Raw genomic sequence first — 19719 nt, 5'->3', positions numbered from 1 at the left:
AACGATTATGGCGGAGCGTTAAATATGAAGAGGTGTATCTCAAAGCCTACAGCAATGTTTTGGATGCGAAGAAGCAATTAAACGCATATTTTGAATTTTATAATTTGAAACGACCTCATTCGAGTCTGGACAAAATGACTCCAGATGAGTTTTACTATGACCAGCTACCACAACAAAATAAGGTAGCTTAACTAGAGCAGAGTATCACTTATAAATAAGCTTTTAGTTGTTCAAACATGTGGGACCACCTCTATATCATAAAGCAGAAAAAAACTCTTCTTGATTCTTCTTAACTTTACAAAAAAATTATAAATTTTGTTTAACTTCATGAATTAATTTACTTATATCTTTATTTATATGGACTTCCCTTCTAATTGATCTAAAACGGCAAGTCATCTTCAAAGCCCTCTCATTGCAGAGGGTTTTTTATTGTCTAAAACAATTATTTCCAGAAAATCGATAGAAATAATAAATCTATTTTTTCGATTATTTTTATGAAAAAGTACGGTTTTACCAATTTTAAGATATTTCGTATTCTAGCTTCACAAGATAAGCAATCCCAGAAACGAGCTAGAGGAAATATCTCATGAGTTTAATCAATACTGAAGTAAAGCCATTCAATGCAACAGCTTATAAAAATGGTGAATTCATTCAAGTGTCTGAAAAAGACATGATCGGTAAATGGTCAGTGGTGTTCTTCTATCCTGCAGACTTCACTTTCGTTTGTCCAACGGAATTAGGCGATTTAGCTGATAACTATGCTGAATTCCAAAAAATGGGCGTTGAGATTTATTCAGTATCGACTGATACCCACTTTACCCATAAAGCTTGGCATGACAGCTCAGACCAAATCAAAAAAATCCAATATACAATGATTGGCGATCCAACCTGGACTTTGACGAAAAACTTTGAAGTTCTGATTGAGTCTGAAGGCTTGGCTGACCGTGGTACTTTCGTGATTGACCCTGAAGGTAAAATCCAGATTGTTGAAATCAATGCCGGTGGTATTGGTCGTGATGCACAAGAGCTTCTGCGTAAAGTGAAAGCGGCTCAATATGTCCATGCGCACCCAGGTGAAGTTTGCCCGGCAAAATGGAAAGAAGGGGATGCGACACTTGCTCCTTCAATCGATTTGATTGGTAAAATTTAATCTCAAGTTAAAATACTCTCCCCAAAAATCCAGGACTTAGCTCCTGGATTTTTTATCGGTAAAATTTAATAAATAAAGCGAGATTGCTAGGCTATTTGCCGCTCAATTTTTGGGTCTTCATCTTTAATGAGTGATTTCTACATGACTTTATTTTTTAGAGGAGTTTCTTATGAACGATTTAAAGCAACTCAGACTTTTTTAAAGGAATACAACTCCAATGGCACTTCGCTCAACAGGATTAGACTGAATGGAGTGAATAGCTGGCTTCACGATTGGAAAAGGTGATCCGGATTAAAAGCCATTTATGCAGATTTCTATCATTTTAAAATAGTCAGGAGATTATCCTATGCTTGGGACGCTGTATATTGCTCATGCGCTAGGCTGGTGACTTTAAAAGTTTTAAGATAAATCCATATTATTTCCTAGTGATAGGAGCTTTGAAATGAAAAAAATTATTGGCGTTTACCGTAACCAGAACATGCATTGGGTGGGTGATGGCTTTCCTGTTAAAAACCTGTTTTCTTATGATCGTTTAGGGCAGGCGATTAGTCCATTTTTACTCTTGGACTATGCAGCACCATATCATTTTAGCCCGACCACACAGCAGCATGGGGTCGGTTCACATCCGCATCGTGGTTTTGAAACGGTGACGCTGGCCTATCAAGGTGGGGTTACTCACAAAGATTCAGCAGGTGGCGGCGGTCAGATTAAAACTGGCGATGTGCAGTGGATGACTGCGGGTGCAGGTTTGGTGCATGAAGAGTTTCATTCTGAAGAATTCGCCAAGAATGGTGGCTTGTTTGAAATGGTGCAGCTTTGGGTGAATTTGCCTGCGGCAGACAAGATGACCGCACCTAAATATCAGGCGATTGAAGCACAAGAGATTCCAGTCATTGAACTTGAGGAAGGTGCGGGACATCTGCGGGTGATTGCCGGTCGCTATATAGACGATCATGTAGAGCATTCAGGTCCTGCCTCTACTTATAGCCCTGTAAATGTATGGGATGGTGAATTGAAAGCAGAACAGGTGCATCATATTCATGTACCTGTAGACCACAATGTACTGGTTGTGGTGCTATCCGGTGAAATGCAGTTGAATGGAACGCAGCACGTTCAAGGTAGTTCCATTGTCCTGTTTGCTCAAGATGGTGAAGCCGATATTCAGCTGCAAGCGATTAAAGACAGCAAATTCCTGGTGCTCACTGGTCAACCTTTGAATGAGCCCATTCAAGGCTATGGTCCATTTGTGATGAATACCAAAGATGAAATCGTGCAAGCCTTTAATGATTTTAACAATGGCAAATTCGGTGAAATCCCGGTTGCCAGTTAATTTTGGCCATTCATTGCTCATTCAAGAAATAAAGAAGCCCCTAAAATATTTAGGGGCTTTTTGCGAAATAAATTTTGTTGTTTTTACAGCATTTGCATAGTTATAGGGTGGTGATAGTGGATATGATAGTCAAATTATTATGTGATGCATCATAGTGATATTTTATGCTTTTGTAAAACGATTGTTATAATATTGGTTAATATATATATTCTTTTTTAAAGGGTTTTTTAAATTTATTTGTAAAAATTTTAATAATTTCTTGTGTTTATTTTAGATTTTTTCTATGTAAATAAATGTAAAAATTTTTAGGATCTCCATCATGATGAGTTTTGTTAAAAAAACATATTCTGGAAGATTTTAATACCGCTTTTTAATCTCGCTTGGTTCATAATTTCAATAATCTTATGTGTAACTGACGGATAATAATTTTGGATATTGCAGTTATTGGTAGTGGCATGGCTGGGCTAGCTGCCGCCAGAATTCTTAAAGATGCAGGGCATAGTATAACTATTTTTGAAGCCTTGCCTGGACGTGGTATGGATAGCCATAGCATTGAATTTGAAGGCGGTTTAATTGATGCGCCCTTGCGTGTAATGAATCCTCATTTGTGGAAAAACACCCTTAGTTTGGCGACATATTTGGGTATCCCCACTTTCCCGGTGCGTACCTATATGGCATGCAGCTGGTTGTTTGAAGACCGCACTGAAACATGGCTGACCACCACGCGTAGTCGAATTGGTAACTTTCCGATTATTAACAACCGTAAAGGGCTTCAACAATACGGTTGGCGCTTGGTCAAAGGCATGCTGCAACTGAAAGCGGCCATCACTCGATTCTTCAAATCAAAGAATCAAGATATTACCTTGGCTGAATTTATAAATAATAATGATATTGAAGAAGTATTCTGGCATGGCGCAGTCATGCCGGTGCTCTATACCATTTGTACCTGTAACCCGAAAACCATTGGCGAATGGCCGGCAAAACCTTTATTGACGTTCTTGCGTCAATTGACCGATGGCGATGCTTTGCTGCGTCTTCAGGGTGGCACACCAGCGTTGGTAGACAAGCTGATTGAAGGCATTGAAATTCATAATAGCTCTGCCATTACCCAGGTCAAAGAACAAGAAAATGGTGTTTTAGTTGAAAATGCGTTATGTGAGCAACGCATTTTTGACCGTGTCATTGTGGCGACACCGACCAATAAAATTGAAACGTTTTTAAATAATGAACAATTTGCAGATGATATTGAGCTGTTAAAGAAATTCAAGTTTGAACAGGGTCAATTGGTGATTCACACCGATCAAACCGTGATGCCACCCAAGCGTAAAGATTGGGCGGTACTCAGTTATATGATGGATCGTAAATTTACCCGTCAACAGTTCACGGTATGGTTGAATTCGGTTGAGCCAAGTCTGGTCGGTAAAAATCCGGTATTCCAGACTTGGCAACCGGTGACTGATATTGATCCTAAAAAAATCATTTCCAGCGTTACCTTAACTCGTGCTGTGGTGGACTCACAAACCGTGGCTTTAAATAAAGAGCTGCAACAACGCCATAAAGATCTCAACCGTAAAGTGTTCTATTGTGGTTCTTGGTCTTGCGATGGTTTGCCACTTTTAGAATCGGCAGTGACTTCAGCAATTCATATTGCGGAAATTCTTAATGCCCCATTGCCGTTTATGGGATTAAAACCTAAAGTTGAGGTTGCCCCACAACTCGGCTACTAATACATGAAATGGCTTCAAACGATTCAGCAGCAGTTTTCACAACATAAGTATGCGATTAACGCAAAACAGTTAGGGGACGATGCTGAACTCGCTTGGAGTAATTTGGGCTATTGGGATGATGCAGCGTCATCCTATCCCGATGCTTGTCGTCAATTGGCAGATCAGTTGGCGCAAGCAGTCCATTTAACTTCAAATGACAGATTGCTCGATTTAGGCTGTGGGCAGGGCGCAAGTCTGCTTCATTGGCAGCAGCAATATCATGTTCAACACATTGAAGCTGTGGAATTACAATCCAGTTGTGTGATTCAAATTCAAAAACATCTTCTTCAAATTACTGCAATTCACCCATACTCTTTTTTAAATTTAAAACAGATTCAGTTCAAATCTGGCTTTGATGTGGTGCTGTGTATCGACGCTGCCTATCACTCAAATTTGAATTTATTTCTCGATTCAGTCGGGAGTGTTTTAAATTCAAATGGCAGACTGGGCTTTCATTATCTAATGTTGTCTGATCAATGGTTGGATTTAAATTCATTCCAAAAGAAAAAGTATCAGTGGTTGTTAAAAGCAGCGGATGTGAATTTAAATAATTTAATGACGGAATCAGTCCTGAAACAAACTTTGCAGAGCTATGATTTTGAGGGTATTGAAATCCGTGATTTATCTGAAGAAGTTTTACAGGGTTTTGCAAAATATTTTCACAAATTGCAGCAATTACCCCAACAGCCTACAGATTTGGATGCATTTAAAATTCGCATGACAGCAAAATTATGTGCCAAGCTTTATGCAGATGGTTGGGTCAAGTATGTGCAAATCAGCGCGAAAAAATAATAAGCACTGACATTTTAGCTAGTCTTTGAAAAGCCAAAGTCCAGAAACAACAAAGCCTCACTAAAAAGCGAGGCTAAGTATAAAATGGTGCCGGCACACGGATTCGAACTGTGGACCTACTGATTACAAGTCAGTTGCTCTACCAACTGAGCTATGCCGGCAACGTGGGATGAATAATAGCGAATTTTGTTAAAAACGCAAGCCAAAAAATGAGCGATTGAATTGCATTCATATTTTTTGATATTTTGAAGAATCAAAAAAATGTATCGACGTAAAACAATCTTTCAATTTTAGCAGTGTTATTTATTCCTTAAAATTTGATATAAATCTTCAGCACATTCTTCTAATGTTAATGCCATGTCGATTTGCATTTGTGGCTTGAGTTCATCTGCGAGCTTTCTCCATTGTTCAATTAAACGTATGGCTTTCTGAACTTTATGTTTATTAATATCTTTGGCAATGGTTGGGGTATAACCCCCACGTTTCGCATTCTTGATCTGTTTTACATAATTATGGCTGGTATTCATGCTTACTCCCGAATAGCAGTTTTTTATATGTTGAATGTGATTTTATGATTTGATTGAAGGTGCTGTAATACGATTATTATCAGCAGAATATTGCAGCTTGATGATAATTTTTTTTATTGTTATTTTTATCGTTGCTTGATTCGAAATTTTAAATAAGAAGATTAAGAAATTATTTATAGTCATGCATAAAAATTTTGAAAATAAATGAACCGAATAGGGTGCTAAGCGATTTTATAAGCAATAAAAAAGACCTAAATCGTTCGATTTAGGTCTTTTTTAAATTCTGGCGGTGAGAGAGGGATTCGAACCCTCGATACGCGCAAACGTATACACACTTTCCAGGCGTGCTCCTTAAGCCACTCGGACACCTCACCATTGCGCCGCGATGATAACCAAAAAAATGAACTCTGCCAAGTTGAAACAATTGATTTAAAGCAAAAGTTTTTTCTCGGTGATATGATGGCGAAAAAATTGTGTCTACAAACGAAGACAAAATATGCAAAGTACTGCAAAGAAAGCCGCCTTACCTGTGATTACCCTCGCAGCACTTGGGGTTGTATTCGGAGACATTGGTACCAGTCCATTGTATGCCCTTCGGCAATGTTTCCTCACCGCCCATCTCGCTATCACTGAAGCCTCCGTGCTTGGAATTTTATCGCTAATCTTTTGGTGCATGATGCTGACGATTAGTTTCAAATACGTCACCCTCATTATGCGTGCAGACAATAATGGTGAAGGCGGGATTATGTCGTTATTGGCATTGAACCTGCGGACCTCACGTATTGCCGAGAACAAAAAGATTTATCTGATCGCTTTAGGCTTTATTGGTGCATCACTGTTCTTTGGTGATGGCATCATTACCCCGGCAATTTCTGTCTTGTCAGCCATTGAAGGCTTGAGTATCGCGACACCGATGTTTAACCAATGGTTAATGCCTTTAGCGATTGGTATTTTGGCTGGATTGTTTCTCGTACAACGGCATGGTACGGCGACCATGGGGAAATATTTTGGCCCCTTAACCATGGCTTGGTTTTTATCTATTGGTGCACTGGGTGTGTGGAGTATTATCCAAACGCCATTTGTATTGACCATGGTGAGCCCGCATTGGGCCTTCAACTTTATTGTCCATCAGCCGTATGTGGCTTTCCTGACCATGGGTGCAGTGATTCTGACCATAACCGGTGGCGAAGCCTTATATGCGGATATGGGACATTTTGGTCGCTTACCGATACGCCTCGCTTGGTTCATCATTGTTTTACCTTGTCTACTGTTTAACTATGCAGGACAGGGGGCACTGTTGCTCCGTAACCCAGATGCAATTGCCAATCCATTCTATATGCTGGTTCCGGATTGGGCTTTATTTCCCATGATTGGTTTAGCAACTGCTGCGGCAGTCATTGCATCACAAGCGGTCATTACGGGCGTGTTCTCAATGACCAATCAGGCGATTCAACTGCGCTATTTGCCGCGCTTAACCGTGCATCACACTTCGGATGTTGAACAAGGTCAAATCTATTTGCCATTCATCAATTGGGTGTTATTCATTTCGGTAATTATCCTGATTTTATTGTTTGAAAATAGTGCCAATCTCGCCAGTGCTTATGGGGTTGCCGTTACCATGACCATGCTGTGCGGTACGATTTTAATTTCGTTCCTCGCCTATGGTTTTTGGCGTTGGCCAGTGTGGAAAGTTCTGTTATTTGCCGTACCTTTCTTGCTGATTGATTTTGTTTTTGTGGCATCAACCTCATTGAAAATTATTGCCGGTGGTTGGGTGCCAATTTTGATTGGTGCAGTGGTTTATACTATTTTGATGACCTGGAAAGCAGGACGAGAAATTGTACTTGCACGTTTGGAAAAAGATGCATTGCCGATCGATCTGTTCATCAAAAGTATTAGCATGAGTGCCGAAACACACTTTGTTCCGGGTGCTGCAGTATTCCTGACCGGTACGCCAAATATTGTGCCGCATGCCATGTTGCACAATATTAAGCACAATAAAGTACTGCATGAGTTGAATATTATGGTGACGGTCATCACCCGTGATATTCCTTATGTGGCAGAAGAAGAGCGTAATAAAGTCGAGAAACTGGATGACCGTTTCTATCGTATTTCAGTGTATTACGGTTTTAAAGACCAGCCCAATATTCCAGAGGCACTGGAACAGGCCTATCAACAGTTAGGTTTTGACTTCGACATGATGCAAATGAGCTTCTTTATTTCACGTGATCGACTGATTCATACAGTCGGAGATGGCTTGTCTCCGTGGCGTGAAAAACTGTTTATTTCCATGCAACGTAATACCAGTCCAGTCAGCGATTTTTATCAAATCCCACCTAATCGCGTGGTGGAGCTGGGCAGTCAAATCGAAATTTAACGGCCAAAAATGACAGACAATAAAAAACCAAGGTGGAAAATCCTTGGTTTTTTATTTGGAGGAAGAAAGCCCTGAAAACGAGAGAGTGATTAGTTCTCTGTTTATTCTGCAGCCGGAGCTTCTGGAGAGGCATTCACTGGCGCATCTGTAACATCAGCTTCTGGAGTAGCTTGTACGGCATTATTTGGCTGTGTAGCTTCAGGTGTAGCAGCAAATGCTTCATTTGTTTCAGCAGTATTCATCGGTGCCACAGCGATAGCCTCGTTGGTTACATCTGTTTGCGACATATCTGCAGCATTGACAGGCGCAGCAGCCACATTTTGATTGGCATCATTCACTGGCGCTTGTGCAGCTGCAGCTTCTTGATTCATCACTTGTTCAGTTTGTTGTGCAGCTAATTCTGCATTGGGCTGCATTGGATCTACATTTTCAGACGCAGCTTGAGCGCTTTGCTCGAGAGCAGGATTATTTGCTTGCTCTGGCGAGGCTTCAACCGTTTGTGCTGTGGTATTCATGTCTGCAGCCTGTGGCGCAGTTTCATCTGCAGCTAAATTGGTTTGTGCTTGTTGTGTCTCAGATCCAGCTTGAGTCGGTTCAGCAGCGATTTGGTTTGCATCGACAATACGGATTTGACCACTTGTCACTAAATCTTGAATCGAACCTGCTTGACCATTCACGGTAGTAGTCACTTTAACTTTAGATAAACTTTCTAAAGAATCGCCAGGTTGAATTGCGGGTTCTGCGAATGCAGTTGCACTCATTAGTCCTGTAACCAGACTTAAACCTAACAGCTTCGAATGCATAAAATACTCCGTAGAAATAATAATTCCGAATCTTGCGTATTTTTACCTTGTCATAATGAGGATCAGTTTTTCAATCAAACATACGTAAAGCCATTAAGAGTCTTTATAAAAGCTTTAGAAAATGAGACATACTGTTACAACAACTGTGCTTTTGTTAACCATGTTTTGCTTAAATGTTAAACAAACAACTTTCGCTACATATACTTCATTTTCCCTGCTTGTTAAGCTCATGGAAAATGAGTGTTTATCTAGAAATGGCAATTAAGAAACGTAAAACCAGTAAATCCTGGGTTCAACTTTTAAATCAAAATAGTTTAAAAATTATTTTAGGTTTGGTCGCGACCAGTAGTTTTGCGATTGCGTTTGGACAAGAAAAAATCCAGCAATTTGTTTCGTTGCCATCTTCATCAAATTCGGCTTGTTTAGATCAATTTTATCGTGATATTCCACCTTATTTAACAAAAGAAAGTCTCAATAAAAATACTTATCCACTGTGTTTTAATGGTTTCAATGTAATGTATTCGGGGGTGTCGAAAACGCCTTTGTGGGTTGCAGAAGCCTTGACTCCACAACGCTTAAGTCAAAAAATTCCGCGTGAAGATAGCTTTCATGAAGAAACCAAAGTCAAAGTGGAACATCAGGCGACATTAGCGGATTATAAAGCATCAGGTTATGATCGCGGACATATGGCACCGAATGCAGATATGCCCACTAAAGCTGCGCAATATGACAGTTTTTCTCTCGCCAATATGGTGCCGCAAGCGCCTAAAAATAATCAGCAGGTCTGGCGTGAGTTAGAGGAAGCTACGCGGGCGATTGTGACCAAGCAGAAGCAGGAAGTTTATGTGGTCACAGGGCCTGTATATTCTGCGAAAAAACTCAAAACGATTGGTAAAGGTGTCATTGTTCCAACAGCGACCTACAAAGCCATCTATATGCCAAAAACAGGGGCTGCAGGTGTGTACTATGCCGACAATACCCTGAAAGATACTGCACCAAAAGTGCATGTGATCAGTATATGTGCATTGGAAGATCTCACTGGAATTAATATTTTTCCTCAGTTAACAGAAGACCAAAAGCGCAATACTTACAATTTGCCATTAAAGGCAAGTGCGGTCAAAGCAACGCAGAAAATTGCCTATTCACATTGGGACGCAGAAAGCCAGTGTGCCGAAGAAGTCAGTGCAGACGCACTCAGCATTTTACAGAAACAGTTTAAATCTTCCTCGCTAAGCTCGTCTGCAACGACTACACCATCGGGTGAGAACAAGAATGTGGCACCAACGATGGATTCAAATACTCAAGATTCAATTGTTAAACAATTGATTGAAGGACTTTTACAGTACATTTTACAGTTGTTGAAATAAGCCTTTTTTAGGTAGGATGAGGGAAATCATCCTACCTTTTAAATAACAACAAAGATCAGTGAGAATACAATGTTCAAGCCTTTTGTAAATGGTACCGAATCGCATGCTATTCACGACCTCACTTTAGAAAACCAAGAAGATTGTGTCAGTATTTATGGCAATTTGCAGCTGACTAAAGACCAGGCTGGCTTGCAAGCTGCCAAGATTTTACAGGCATTTTTAAATGATGTGGTCAGTGCCTTAGAGAACGAACCCAATTTGCCGGAGAAAATTGATCGTCAAGATGAACAGGAAATTGAAAATCCATTTTTATAAATAGCTATAAAAACAAAATGTTCCACATGGAACATAAAAAAGCTCACCTGATGTGAGCTTTTTTATGGGTGATATTTTACTCTTTTTTCGAGGCCACTACTTTATAAATGAGCGCGCCAACAATGGCACCAAAAATCGGAGCTACCCAGAATAGCCAAAGCTGAATTAACACAGCTGTTTCCGCAAAGAAGGCAATGCCGGTACTCCGTGCTGGATTAACCGAAGTAATTGAACATTTCTCAATCCCAACAGGATGAAGAGACATGGCACTAGTATGACCGGGATTAGATTTTAGCAATATTGTTGTTGTCTCCATTGTTGTGGTGTAGAGCCAGTCCACTGTTTAAAGGCGCGTTGGAAAGCACTTTGTTCAGAATAACTCAGCAATAAAGCAATGTCTTGCAGGCTTAAATGCGGATCTTTTAAATATTGTTCTGCTAGCAGATGTCGAACTTCTTGCATGCGCTGTTGATAGCTTGTGCCTTGTTGTTGTAAATGGCGTTGTAGCTGGCGTACCGACATGTTTAATTGCTGGGCAATGGGTTCGATTTGATACAGGTTTTTTTGTAAGCCGGTTAAAATTGCCTGTTGTAGACGTTGATCCAGTTGGGTGGAATTGGGAAGCTTGTCCAACAGCGCTTGAGCTTGCTGCATCAGCAGATGTTGCAGGGTTTGGTCACCTTGCTGAAAAGGTCTTGCAAGCTCGTAAACAGGCACAACAATTTGTGCAACCGGTTGTGAAAAGCGAACTTTACAACGGAAATATTGCTCATATAGCGCGATATTTTTCGGTGCCGGATGAACAAAATGAACCTCATGCAAGTGAATATCATCAAATTCCATGAAGTGTTTCACAAACTGAAACAGCAAGGCGATCGAAATTTCATGGGTGAGTTGGGTGGTCATATGAAAGGGAATATCCCCCCAACCAATGGTTAAATAGTCACCCCGCATATTGACATGTAAAGCACTGCCATCGTAAATCAAGCGGTGAAAATCATGATAACGTTGTAACATTTCCCCCAAGGTATTACAGGACAGCGCAATATAAGCAAGGATACCGAGATGTTTGGGTTGTACAAATTCGGCAATATCCAAGCCCAGTGCAGGCACTTGAATATGCTGTTGCATATCCGTCAGTAAGTCACGCCAAACACCGAATTCAAAACGTTCCAAGTTTTGAATTTGTTCCAGTTTTTTAGAAATAGTTATGCCTTTAGCCTGGCTATAGGCATAAAGTAAATGTCCAAGTCCCCCGTAAACGGAGCCTGTGTAATCCTTGAGTTGCTGCATATTGATCTTTTTATTGTCGTAATTTGTCAATGAAGTTTTATATTATGGTCAATATTTAGCACAGTTCATTGTCTATATTCAATACAATTGAAGGAGAACTGATATGTGGAAAGGTTTTTTGGTTGGATTGGTGGTGGCCAATGGCTTTGAATGGATTGCACATAAATATATTTTGCATGGTACGCATCGTACTGGAAAGCCGCGTTATAGCCCTGTACCTGAAAGTATGAAATCACATTGGGAACATCATCGTGAAGTTCGTAAAACGGCATTTCATGATCATGGCTATGTCGAAGGCATTTCAAACTGGCGCACTAAAAATGAAATCGTTTCTCTGGCAGTAGTGGCGACGAGCACCAGTTTAATGTTTTATCCTGTCTCGAAAGGCATGGCTTTCGCCGCAGTCTATAGTGCCTGTAATTATTATTATATTCATCGCCGTGCCCATTTAGAGCCAGACTGGGCAATGAAAAAAATTCCCTGGCATTATGATCATCATATGAATTCTAATCAGGATGCCAACTGGTGTGTGACCAAGCCTTGGTTTGACTATGTGCTCGGAACCCGGGTGATTTCATCAAAAGATTTGCAAGAACAGAATCCGCTGGGCATTGCATTGCCTCAACCTATTTCAAAGGTATTGAATTTTGTGGCAGAGACTTACTTTCCTGCAAAATGGGTAGAAAAAGTGCCTCCATTATCGGTTGAGAAATAAAGGATCGAGCGTTTATGGTTTTAATTTTAGCGAGTTTAAACTAATCTTTTGATTTTAAATGGACGATCAATACTGACTTTTAAAGTCATGTCGTAAATTGTCAATATTTTTGGCATTGATGGTCAATATTCCAATGCCTTTTTATTCTATATTTGCTGCATCGTTAAGTTGTAAGCAAACTTGACCTGGTCAGTGTATATATCTTTTGTTTTATGTTGCAAGAAACCACGCGCTGTAGTTTTCTTGGTTTATAGGGAGTCTCTAAGACTCCTTTTTTTTATCTTAATTTTTATTTTGGCTTTATTAAAATAAAAAAAGGGTGTTATTAAAACACCCTTTTTAAGCTTGATCACATCAAAAAATTAAAGACGCATTTCAATGCCTTGTGCTGCGAGATATTGTTTTGCTTCAGGAATGGTGTATTGACCAAAGTGGAAAATAGACGCTGCCAAAACTGCATCTGCACCGCCAATTAAAATTCCATCCGCTAAATGTTGTAAACAGCCGACACCACCCGAAGCAATGGTCGGAATATTTACGCGATCATTGATTTGACGCATTAATTTGAGGTCGTAACCCGATTTGGTACCATCCGCATCCATAGAGGTAATCAGCAGTTCACCTGCGCCATATTCAGCCATTTTTACAGCCCATTCAATGGCATCAATACCGGTAGGTTTACGACCACCGTGAGTGAAAATTTCCCATTTATTTTCACCGGTTTTTTTCGCATCAATGGCGACCACAATACATTGTGCCCCAAAGCGTTGCGATGCTTCTTGTACAAATTCTGGATTAAATACCGCAGCCGAGTTAATGCTGACTTTATCGGCACCTGCATTGAGTAATGAGCGAATATCCTCAACTTTACGCACACCGCCACCTACGGTTAAGGGAACGAATACACTTTCTGCCATACGTTCAACAGTACGGTAAGTGGTGTCACGGCCGCTCGAGGTTGCAGTAATATCTAAGAAGGTAATTTCATCGGCACCTTGTTCGTTATAGCGACGTGCAACTTCAACCGGGTCGCCTGCATCACGAATATCAAGGAATTGCACACCTTTCACCACTCGACCATTATCTACGTCAAGGCAAGGAATAATACGTTTAGCAAGCATAATTTTTTCCAAAAATAACAGCCGATTATGAAACTTCGCCACGAAGGTGCTACACCTTGGTAGTTGGAGAAGGTATTCTATCAAAATTATGTAAGTTTTTTTGCAGGTTTTCTATGTCGGTTTATACCACTTTGACTTTACAGGAAGTTCAGGCTTTTGCAGCACCTTATGGATTAGAGGTGATTGACCTGATTCCAATTCAAGGAGGTATTCAGAATACAAACTATTTTTTAGTTTGTGAAAATGCTACGCAGTATGTACTCACTATATTTGAAGAGATGGATGAGCAAGGCGCAGGGGAATTGGTTCCAGTACTTGAGCATTTAGGCAAATATGGTTTAGCAGTACCCGTGCCGTTAAATTATGCGGGTAAAGCTATCCATACTCTAAAAAATAAGCCTGCTCAAATTGCACCACGCATGATCGGTCAACACCCGATGCCATCGACTGTGGAACAAGCACAAGCGATTGCCATTGCCCAGGCGAAAATGCATATCGCATTACAAGATTTTCCTTTAGAACGTGCAGAGTATCGTAATCATGATTATTGGTTACAAGTCGCTAAAGAATTAAAACCGACTTTAAATCCTGCGGATGCTATTTTATTGAGTGAAGTTCTGGGTCTGTATGAGGCTTTAACTGCGGTCTATCCCAACCGTCCTAAAGGTTTTATTCATTCAGACTTATTTCGCGACAATACCTTGTTTGAAGGTAACGAATTAAAAGGTATTCTGGATTTTTACGAACTGAATAAAGATGAGTTTCTGTTTGATATCGCCATTACTTTAAATGACTTTTGTACCGAATATCCAGACGTGCATTTAAACGAAGTTAAGGCACAAGTTTTCTTGGAAGCGTATGAAACCGTACGTCCATTAACGACTGATGAAAAAGCCTGTTTAGAGCTATATTTGGCGATGGCAGCAGCTCGGTTTTGGCTGATGCGTTTACAAGTTGCACAAAAAAATGCACAGCAGGGACGTACTGGAGATGATATTTTGCAGAAAAATCCACAAGAGATGCGTAATATGCTGGTAGAGAGACTAAAATTTGTGACTGCTTAAAAATAGGAAATAAAAATGCGCGATCAGGGGCGATTAGTCGAATGGTTTGATGATAAAGGTTATGGGTTTATTCAACCGAATGATGCCTCGAAAGATCGCGTGTTTTTACACATTAAGGATTTTGCCCGTCAAGGTCCACGTCCTATTATTGGTTGTGCACTTGAATACACGGTATTACTGGATGGGGACGGGCGTTTCCGTGCACAACAGGTGATGTATCTCAAAGCATCGCAAACACAAAAAATATTGCCCAAACCGAAAAATTTAAATGTACAACAACAAAAATTAAAACCCATGCAAATCGCCTGTGTGGGTTATATTTTGGCTTTAGCTGTTTTCACCCTATTGGGAATGTTGAGTGGAATGGTGTTGCTGTTTATCAGCATTATTAATGCCCTGACTTACTGGATGTATGCCCAAGATAAAGAGGCAGCTCTGCTGGGCAATCGCCGTGTGCCTGAACAAACCTTACATATTTTATCCTTTCTTGGGGGCTGGCCTACAGCATGGCTGGCACAGGAGAAAATGCGCCATAAAACACAAAAACAACCATTTAGAAAGATTTATTTTTGTACTATAGCCTTAAACATTCTTTTGATTTTATGGCTAATTTCTCCTTTAAATGTCATTAAATTTTAAAGGAGAATGCTTACTTTAAAAGGTATAACAATGAATTATTCTATCGATCAAGATTCCAATCGTACCCTAACTTTAGTTCTTTATATCCTTTATATTATTGCTATTTTTTCAGGTGGCTTACTTGCGGTCATTGCATTAATCATTAATTATGTCAAACGCAGCGATGTACGCGGCTCTATTTTTGAAAGCCATTTTACTTGGCAAATTCGGACCTTCTGGTGGTATTTATTCTGGAATATTATCGCTTTTATTCCGTTCTTTTTCTTATTTTTTACGGGTGAAAATACTGATCTTTTCGCGGGTGTGGCACTTATTGCAACTACGTTCTGTCTAAGTGTTATTGGGATTTCCTGGATCTGGATTGTCTATCGTGCCATCAAAGGCATTGTTCGCTTGAATGATAATGAGCCAATGTATCAATAACAATGTTTGATCATAAAAAGGCAGCGTAAAGCTGCTTTTTTATAAATAACATCGTTTTAAAAATGGGTAGCTTACTTCTCACTTGCAGAACATTGTTTTTTATCGCCTAATTTAGTTTGTTCCCTCTCCCTATGGGAGAGGGCTAGGGTGAGGATTATAGAGAGTAATTAAATTTTTAAGGATTCACTTCTTTATTTTTCTTTAAAAATTTCGGTTTCCATTCACTTACAATCACACCCAATACCACTAAAGCACCGCCAAGTATGGCAAGTAAGGGTAAACGTTCACCTGCGATACGACCAATCAATGCTGCCCAAACCGGTTCACCTGAATAAATGATTGCCGCTTGTGAAGGGGCAACCTCGCGCTGTGCCCAGTTCATCACCAGTTGAATGGCTGCACTGGCCAATCCCAGTCCACAGAGAATGATAATAAGTGGCCATGAAAATACTGGATTCCATGTTTCACCGGCCACAGGCATCATACAAAAGGCAAAAAACGAGGCAAATCCTAGTTGAATCACCGTCACACGGCGAACATTGACTTTACCTGCAAAGAAACCAATCAGAATAATTTCAAGGGCGATGGCGATTGAACCGAGAATAGTAATCAGCTGTCCAAAGTTCAGCTGGATTTGACCAAAGCCATTGCCGGTTAAAAACACTAAACCGAGAAAGGCTAAACCTGCACCGCACCAAGTCATGATTTGTGGCATTTTACGAAACAACAGCCATAATAAAATCGGCACTAGAGGCACATATAATGCAGTTAAAAAAGCCGATTCACTGCTACTGATGGTTTTCAATCCAATCGTCTGCGTACCATAGCCAATGGCAATCACCAGGCCAATCAACGCACCTGCAGCAATTTCTTTCAGATTTATACCGCTTAAATCTTTCCAGGAAAAAAGACAGACAAATAACATCGCTGCAGCAAAACGATAGCCGACAAAAAACATCGGGCTGGCAAAATTTAAGCCGTATTGCACGGTAAGGAATGATCCACCCCAAATCATGGTAATCAAAATTAAGGCAAGTTGTGGGGCTTTGGCTTTAAACCAGGAAGGAGCATTTGACATATTTACACGAGGGAGAAATTCATCTGAGAATCTAAAAAATAAAAAAGAGGTCCGAAGACCTCTTAAGGATGGATCAGCATATTAAATGGATTGATCATCCCAAAGTGATTGCGCTTCACGAAGGTTCAGTGTGCCTTCGTAAATGGCACGACCGGTAATCGCACCTAAAATGCCCGGTTGGCCTTTTAAATTGCGAACGTCGTCAAGATTGGTTACACCGCCAGAAGCAATGACCGGCAAACCTGAATAGGCTGCAAGATTGACAGTCTGTTCGATGTTTACACCTTGCATCATGCCGTCACGGGCGATGTCAGTATAAACAATGCTCGATACACCTGCATCTGCAAAGCGTTTTGCAAGGTCAGTCGCCTTTACATCAGTGACATTTGCCCAGCCATCGGTTGCCACCATGCCATTCATGGCATCGATACCGACAATGATGTGACCCGTAAATTTCTTGCATGCTTCTTCAACAAATTCAGGATTTTGAACTGCTTTAGTCCCGATAATGACGAAAGATACACCTGCATCCAAGTAATGTTCGATGGTTTCAAACGAGCGAATACCACCCCCAATTTGAATTGGAAGGTCAGGTTGAGCTTTAGCAATCGCTTCAACCACAGGTTTATGGATGGGCGTTCCGGCAAAAGCACCGTTTAAATCAACCAAATGTAAGCGGCGCGCGCCTTCATTTACCCAATGCTGTGCAGTTGCAACTGGATCGTCTGAAAATACGGTATCGTCTTCCATACGGCCTTGTTTTAAACGGACACATTTGCCATCTTTCAGGTCAATTGCAGGGATGATCAGCATGCTTTCGCTCCTTGCCTAATCTCGTTAAATTCGTTGTATGCCATCTTAGCAAAGTATTGCTAAATCTCTAAGCCTCAGTTTCAGCTTTTATTTTATTCGGGCGAATGCGTAATTTTAATGAACTGTTGGGAATATGTTTAGGAAGTAAGTCCAAATCAAGTAATTTTTCAAAGACCAGTACAGGTGCATAGGCATCGGCAGCCGCGTATTGAATTTGATGGGATGTCAGTATTTTGCGCGCCCAGTTGGAGGTGCTGATTTTTTTACTTTTAGGAAAATTCACCTGAAATAAAAGTGCCATGGCATTTTTCAGCCCCATGGGATTGGGGAAACCAAAGGCGGAGAAGCATTTAGACAGTTCAATCATGCTATTCAGCTCAATGCCTTTTTTACGAAACAGATGGGCATCATTTTTTAAGCCAAAGCCCACTTTAACTTGATCTCGATTTTCAAAAACAGGTTTTAGAAATGCTAATATTTCGGGGTTAATTTGAAATAAATAGGCTGTATCGTGAGTGGCCAATTGAATCAGATGCGGTCCTGTTGATACTTCACCGACTTTAAATGTGGGTTTGGATTCGGTATCAAAACCAAGTAATGCACAGGTTTTCAGCTCTTGTTCAAGGGCAAGACATTGTTCAATGCTGTGAATCACATGAATCTGCTGTAAGGGAAGATTCTGAAATAAAGGCAATGCCTGAATTTGTTCTTTGCTGGGTAAGGTTTGAAGCAGAAGCTCTTCCATGATGAATCGATACAGTCATTTATTTTAAATTCAGCTTAATCGCTTTTCCGAGTTTAGGCAAAATAAAAGCCCACCGAAGTGAGCTTTGTTTAAAACTGATTGGAAGAGCTTTAGATATCCCATTCCACAAAGTTCTTCAGTAATTGCAAACCAGCGGTATGGCTTTTTTCTGGATGGAACTGGGTAGCAAACAGGTTTTCTTTATGCAATGCCGTGCAGAATTTTAAACCGTAGTCACAGGTTGCGGCAACGAGGGCAGCATCTTTCGGTTCAACATAGAAACTATGCACGAAATAGAAGCGCGCATCCTGCTCAATGTCTTTCCACATTGGATGACTTGGGTCTACCTGATGCACTTGGTTCCAGCCCATGTGCGGCACCTTGAGGCCATCCATGTGTGGGAAGTGTTTCACTTCACCTTCAAAAATACCCAGTGCATCGGTACCGCCATTTTCTTCAGAGCGTTGCATTAAAGCTTGCATACCGACACAAATTGCCAAAACAGGCTTGTTGAATACGGCATTACGTACCACTTCATCAATACCTGCTTCATGCATGCCTTGCATGCAGTCACGCATGGCACCTACACCGGGAAATACGATTTTATCGGCTTGGGCAATCAGTTTGGGATCATTGGTCACATCTACAGTTGCGCCCACATGTTCCAGGGCTTTGGCTGCAGAGTGTAAATTTCCCATGCCATAGTCAAGAAGGGCAATACGGGTCATTACAAACTACCTTTAGTTGAAGCAACAGTATTTTCTGCACGTGGATCAATTTCACATGCCATACGCAAAGCGCGTGCAAATGCTTTAAACACGCTTTCGATTTGGTGATGGCTGTTTTTACCTTTCAGGTTGTCAATGTGCAACGTCATTAACGCGTGATTTACAAAGCCTTGAAAAAATTCAGAGAATAAATCCACATCAAAACGACCAATCATCGAACGTGTAAATGGAATATCCATAAACAAGCCCGGACGACCGGATAAATCGACCACGACACGACTTAAAGACTCATCCAGTGGTGCATAAAAATGACCATAGCGTTTTAAGCCTTTTTTGTCGCCAAGTGCTTGCGCAAATGCTTGTCCGAGTGTGATCCCACAGTCTTCTACTGTATGATGATCATCGATATCCAGGTCACCATCACAGTGAATATCGATATCGAATAAGCCGTGTCGCTTGATTTGATCAATCATATGATCTAAAAATGGAACACCTGTGTTGAGGGTGCCTTGACCCGTACCATCAAGATTCACCCGAACTCGAATTTTGGTTTCGTTAGTGTTTCTTACCACTTCACTGATACGTTGCGTCATAGACACGTTCCTCAAAAAACGTCAAAAATGATGATGTAAAAATTTTTCGCGATGACGAAATCATCGCATATTAGATTGCT

The 19719-nt window shown here is 40.6% G+C and carries 21 protein-coding genes, 2 tRNA genes and 1 pseudogene; 12 read left to right on the top strand and 12 right to left on the bottom strand.

Annotated features, from left to right (window positions below):
* The 5 genes from E0409_RS10880 to E0409_RS10860 all read left to right on the top strand — a co-directional run.
* Positions 1 to 191 (top strand): integrase core domain-containing protein (locus E0409_RS10880; protein ID WP_165541327.1); only part of this gene is annotated, 191 nt, incomplete at its 5' end.
* Positions 192 to 586: 395 nt separating this feature from the next.
* Positions 587 to 1150, top strand: coding sequence for an alkyl hydroperoxide reductase subunit C (ahpC, locus tag E0409_RS10875; RefSeq protein ID WP_131290770.1), 564 nt, complete (start codon positions 587 to 589; stop codon positions 1148 to 1150).
* A 442-nt stretch (positions 1151 to 1592) separates the two neighbouring features.
* Positions 1593 to 2480, top strand: a complete 888-nt coding sequence (locus tag E0409_RS10870) for a pirin family protein (RefSeq protein WP_131290768.1) — start codon at positions 1593 to 1595, stop codon at positions 2478 to 2480.
* A gap of 428 nt (positions 2481 to 2908) precedes the next feature.
* Complete coding sequence (locus E0409_RS10865) at positions 2909 to 4207, top strand: FAD-dependent oxidoreductase (protein WP_213073369.1); 1299 nt, start codon at positions 2909 to 2911, stop codon at positions 4205 to 4207.
* Between the two features lie 3 nt (positions 4208 to 4210).
* Positions 4211 to 5038, top strand: a complete 828-nt coding sequence (locus E0409_RS10860) for an SAM-dependent methyltransferase (protein ID WP_131290765.1) — start codon at positions 4211 to 4213, stop codon at positions 5036 to 5038.
* 85 nt (positions 5039 to 5123) lie between these two features.
* Here the strand turns inward: E0409_RS10860 and E0409_RS10855 are convergent.
* The 3 genes from E0409_RS10855 to E0409_RS10845 form a co-directional block, all read right to left on the bottom strand.
* Positions 5124 to 5199, bottom strand: a tRNA-Thr gene (locus E0409_RS10855).
* A gap of 138 nt (positions 5200 to 5337) precedes the next feature.
* Positions 5338 to 5565: a hypothetical protein gene (locus E0409_RS10850; protein ID WP_131290763.1), complete on the bottom strand. Its 228-nt coding sequence runs from the start codon at positions 5563 to 5565 to the stop codon at positions 5338 to 5340.
* 284 nt (positions 5566 to 5849) lie between these two features.
* A tRNA-Ser gene (locus E0409_RS10845) sits at positions 5850 to 5939 on the bottom strand.
* Positions 5940 to 6061: 122 nt separating this feature from the next.
* Here E0409_RS10845 and E0409_RS10840 point away from each other — a divergent pair.
* Positions 6062 to 7942, top strand: coding sequence for a potassium transporter Kup (locus E0409_RS10840; protein ID WP_131290761.1), 1881 nt, complete (start codon positions 6062 to 6064; stop codon positions 7940 to 7942).
* A gap of 101 nt (positions 7943 to 8043) precedes the next feature.
* Here E0409_RS10840 and E0409_RS10835 read toward each other — a convergent pair whose 3' ends face one another.
* Positions 8044 to 8745 carry a hypothetical protein gene (locus E0409_RS10835; protein WP_131290759.1) on the bottom strand — a complete coding sequence of 234 codons (702 nt, stop codon included), beginning with the start codon at positions 8743 to 8745 and terminating at the stop codon, positions 8044 to 8046.
* Between the two features lie 254 nt (positions 8746 to 8999).
* On the opposite strand from E0409_RS10835, the gene E0409_RS10830 reads away from it, so the two are divergent.
* Positions 9000 to 10112, top strand: coding sequence for a DNA/RNA non-specific endonuclease (locus tag E0409_RS10830; RefSeq protein WP_131290776.1), 1113 nt, complete (start codon positions 9000 to 9002; stop codon positions 10110 to 10112).
* Between the two features lie 69 nt (positions 10113 to 10181).
* Complete coding sequence (locus E0409_RS10825; RefSeq protein ID WP_131290757.1) at positions 10182 to 10427, top strand: hypothetical protein; 246 nt, start codon at positions 10182 to 10184, stop codon at positions 10425 to 10427.
* A gap of 76 nt (positions 10428 to 10503) precedes the next feature.
* Here the strand turns inward: E0409_RS10825 and E0409_RS10820 are convergent.
* Both E0409_RS10820 and E0409_RS10815 read right to left on the bottom strand, forming a co-directional pair.
* Positions 10504 to 10653 (bottom strand): annotated as a pseudogene (locus tag E0409_RS10820) (aquaporin); the annotation flags it as partial.
* 65 nt (positions 10654 to 10718) lie between these two features.
* A complete protein-coding gene (locus E0409_RS10815) occupies positions 10719 to 11720 on the bottom strand; it encodes an AraC family transcriptional regulator (RefSeq protein ID WP_131290754.1) in 1002 nt (333 codons plus the stop codon).
* A 103-nt stretch (positions 11721 to 11823) separates the two neighbouring features.
* Here E0409_RS10815 and E0409_RS10810 point away from each other — a divergent pair, with 103 nt between their 5' ends.
* Positions 11824 to 12435, top strand: coding sequence for a hypothetical protein (locus E0409_RS10810; protein ID WP_131290751.1), 612 nt, complete (start codon positions 11824 to 11826; stop codon positions 12433 to 12435).
* 362 nt (positions 12436 to 12797) lie between these two features.
* Here the strand turns inward: E0409_RS10810 and hisF are convergent, their stop codons facing one another.
* Entirely contained in the window at positions 12798 to 13556 is a 759-nt protein-coding gene (gene hisF / locus E0409_RS10805; RefSeq protein ID WP_131290747.1) for an imidazole glycerol phosphate synthase subunit HisF, read from the bottom strand.
* Between the two features lie 113 nt (positions 13557 to 13669).
* Here hisF and E0409_RS10800 point away from each other — a divergent pair, with 113 nt between their 5' ends.
* From E0409_RS10800 to E0409_RS10790, 3 genes are read left to right on the top strand one after another with little or no spacing between them, the layout of a single operon-like run.
* On the top strand, positions 13670 to 14620 hold the full coding sequence (locus tag E0409_RS10800; RefSeq protein ID WP_131290744.1) for a homoserine kinase: 951 nt from the start codon (positions 13670 to 13672) through the stop codon (positions 14618 to 14620).
* Positions 14621 to 14635: 15 nt separating this feature from the next.
* Positions 14636 to 15259 (top strand): DUF1294 domain-containing protein, encoded by a 624-nt coding sequence (locus tag E0409_RS10795; RefSeq protein ID WP_131290741.1) that lies wholly within the window; start codon positions 14636 to 14638, stop codon positions 15257 to 15259.
* 30 nt (positions 15260 to 15289) lie between these two features.
* Entirely contained in the window at positions 15290 to 15682 is a 393-nt protein-coding gene (locus E0409_RS10790) for a DUF4870 family protein (RefSeq protein ID WP_131290737.1), read from the top strand.
* 175 nt (positions 15683 to 15857) lie between these two features.
* On the opposite strand, the gene E0409_RS10785 is transcribed toward E0409_RS10790, so the two are convergent.
* The 5 genes from E0409_RS10785 to hisB all read right to left on the bottom strand — a co-directional run bounded on the left by E0409_RS10785 (position 15858) and on the right by hisB (position 19639).
* Positions 15858 to 16760: a DMT family transporter gene (locus E0409_RS10785; RefSeq protein ID WP_131290733.1), complete on the bottom strand. Its 903-nt coding sequence runs from the start codon at positions 16758 to 16760 to the stop codon at positions 15858 to 15860.
* Positions 16761 to 16841: 81 nt separating this feature from the next.
* Positions 16842 to 17573 (bottom strand): 1-(5-phosphoribosyl)-5-[(5-phosphoribosylamino)methylideneamino]imidazole-4-carboxamide isomerase, encoded by a 732-nt coding sequence (hisA, locus tag E0409_RS10780; RefSeq protein ID WP_131290730.1) that lies wholly within the window; start codon positions 17571 to 17573, stop codon positions 16842 to 16844.
* Positions 17574 to 17640: 67 nt separating this feature from the next.
* Positions 17641 to 18318: a 3'-5' exonuclease gene (locus tag E0409_RS10775; protein WP_131290727.1), complete on the bottom strand. Its 678-nt coding sequence runs from the start codon at positions 18316 to 18318 to the stop codon at positions 17641 to 17643.
* Positions 18319 to 18428: 110 nt separating this feature from the next.
* On the bottom strand, positions 18429 to 19046 hold the full coding sequence (gene hisH / locus E0409_RS10770) for an imidazole glycerol phosphate synthase subunit HisH (protein WP_131290724.1): 618 nt from the start codon (positions 19044 to 19046) through the stop codon (positions 18429 to 18431).
* Entirely contained in the window at positions 19046 to 19639 is a 594-nt protein-coding gene (gene hisB, locus E0409_RS10765) for an imidazoleglycerol-phosphate dehydratase HisB (RefSeq protein ID WP_131290721.1), read from the bottom strand. Before hisB ends, hisH begins: the two co-directional genes overlap by 1 nt.
* Positions 19640 to 19719 lie beyond the last annotated feature (80 nt).

This window comes from Acinetobacter sp. ANC 4862 (assembly GCF_004336635.1).
In the GTDB taxonomy this organism is placed as follows: domain Bacteria; phylum Pseudomonadota; class Gammaproteobacteria; order Pseudomonadales; family Moraxellaceae; genus Acinetobacter.
The sequence above is the reverse complement of the archived record's forward strand: the minus strand, read 5'-3'. Positions and strand labels throughout refer to the sequence as shown.

Bases quoted from the DNA above. Each gene is read 5' to 3' on its own strand.
- ahpC (WP_131290770.1), top strand. From the start codon at position 587: ATGAGTTTAATCAATACTGAAGTAAAGCCATTCAATGCAACAGCTTAT.
- E0409_RS10870 (WP_131290768.1), top strand. From the start codon at position 1,593: ATGAAAAAAATTATTGGCGTTTACCGTAACCAGAACATGCATTGGGTG.
- E0409_RS10860 (WP_131290765.1), top strand. From the start codon at position 4,211: ATGAAATGGCTTCAAACGATTCAGCAGCAGTTTTCACAACATAAGTAT.
- E0409_RS10850 (WP_131290763.1), bottom strand. From the start codon at position 5,565: ATGAATACCAGCCATAATTATGTAAAACAGATCAAGAATGCGAAACGT.
- E0409_RS10840 (WP_131290761.1), top strand. From the start codon at position 6,062: ATGCAAAGTACTGCAAAGAAAGCCGCCTTACCTGTGATTACCCTCGCA.
- E0409_RS10835 (WP_131290759.1), bottom strand. From the start codon at position 8,745: ATGCATTCGAAGCTGTTAGGTTTAAGTCTGGTTACAGGACTAATGAGT.
- E0409_RS10830 (WP_131290776.1), top strand. From the start codon at position 9,000: ATGGCAATTAAGAAACGTAAAACCAGTAAATCCTGGGTTCAACTTTTA.
- E0409_RS10825 (WP_131290757.1), top strand. From the start codon at position 10,182: ATGTTCAAGCCTTTTGTAAATGGTACCGAATCGCATGCTATTCACGAC.
- E0409_RS10815 (WP_131290754.1), bottom strand. From the start codon at position 11,720: ATGCAGCAACTCAAGGATTACACAGGCTCCGTTTACGGGGGACTTGGA.
- E0409_RS10810 (WP_131290751.1), top strand. From the start codon at position 11,824: ATGTGGAAAGGTTTTTTGGTTGGATTGGTGGTGGCCAATGGCTTTGAA.
- hisF (WP_131290747.1), bottom strand. From the start codon at position 13,556: ATGCTTGCTAAACGTATTATTCCTTGCCTTGACGTAGATAATGGTCGA.
- E0409_RS10800 (WP_131290744.1), top strand. From the start codon at position 13,670: ATGTCGGTTTATACCACTTTGACTTTACAGGAAGTTCAGGCTTTTGCA.
- E0409_RS10795 (WP_131290741.1), top strand. From the start codon at position 14,636: ATGCGCGATCAGGGGCGATTAGTCGAATGGTTTGATGATAAAGGTTAT.
- E0409_RS10790 (WP_131290737.1), top strand. From the start codon at position 15,290: ATGAATTATTCTATCGATCAAGATTCCAATCGTACCCTAACTTTAGTT.
- E0409_RS10785 (WP_131290733.1), bottom strand. From the start codon at position 16,760: ATGTCAAATGCTCCTTCCTGGTTTAAAGCCAAAGCCCCACAACTTGCC.
- hisA (WP_131290730.1), bottom strand. From the start codon at position 17,573: ATGCTGATCATCCCTGCAATTGACCTGAAAGATGGCAAATGTGTCCGT.
- E0409_RS10775 (WP_131290727.1), bottom strand. From the start codon at position 18,318: ATGGAAGAGCTTCTGCTTCAAACCTTACCCAGCAAAGAACAAATTCAG.
- hisH (WP_131290724.1), bottom strand. From the start codon at position 19,046: ATGACCCGTATTGCCCTTCTTGACTATGGCATGGGAAATTTACACTCT.
- hisB (WP_131290721.1), bottom strand. From the start codon at position 19,639: ATGACGCAACGTATCAGTGAAGTGGTAAGAAACACTAACGAAACCAAA.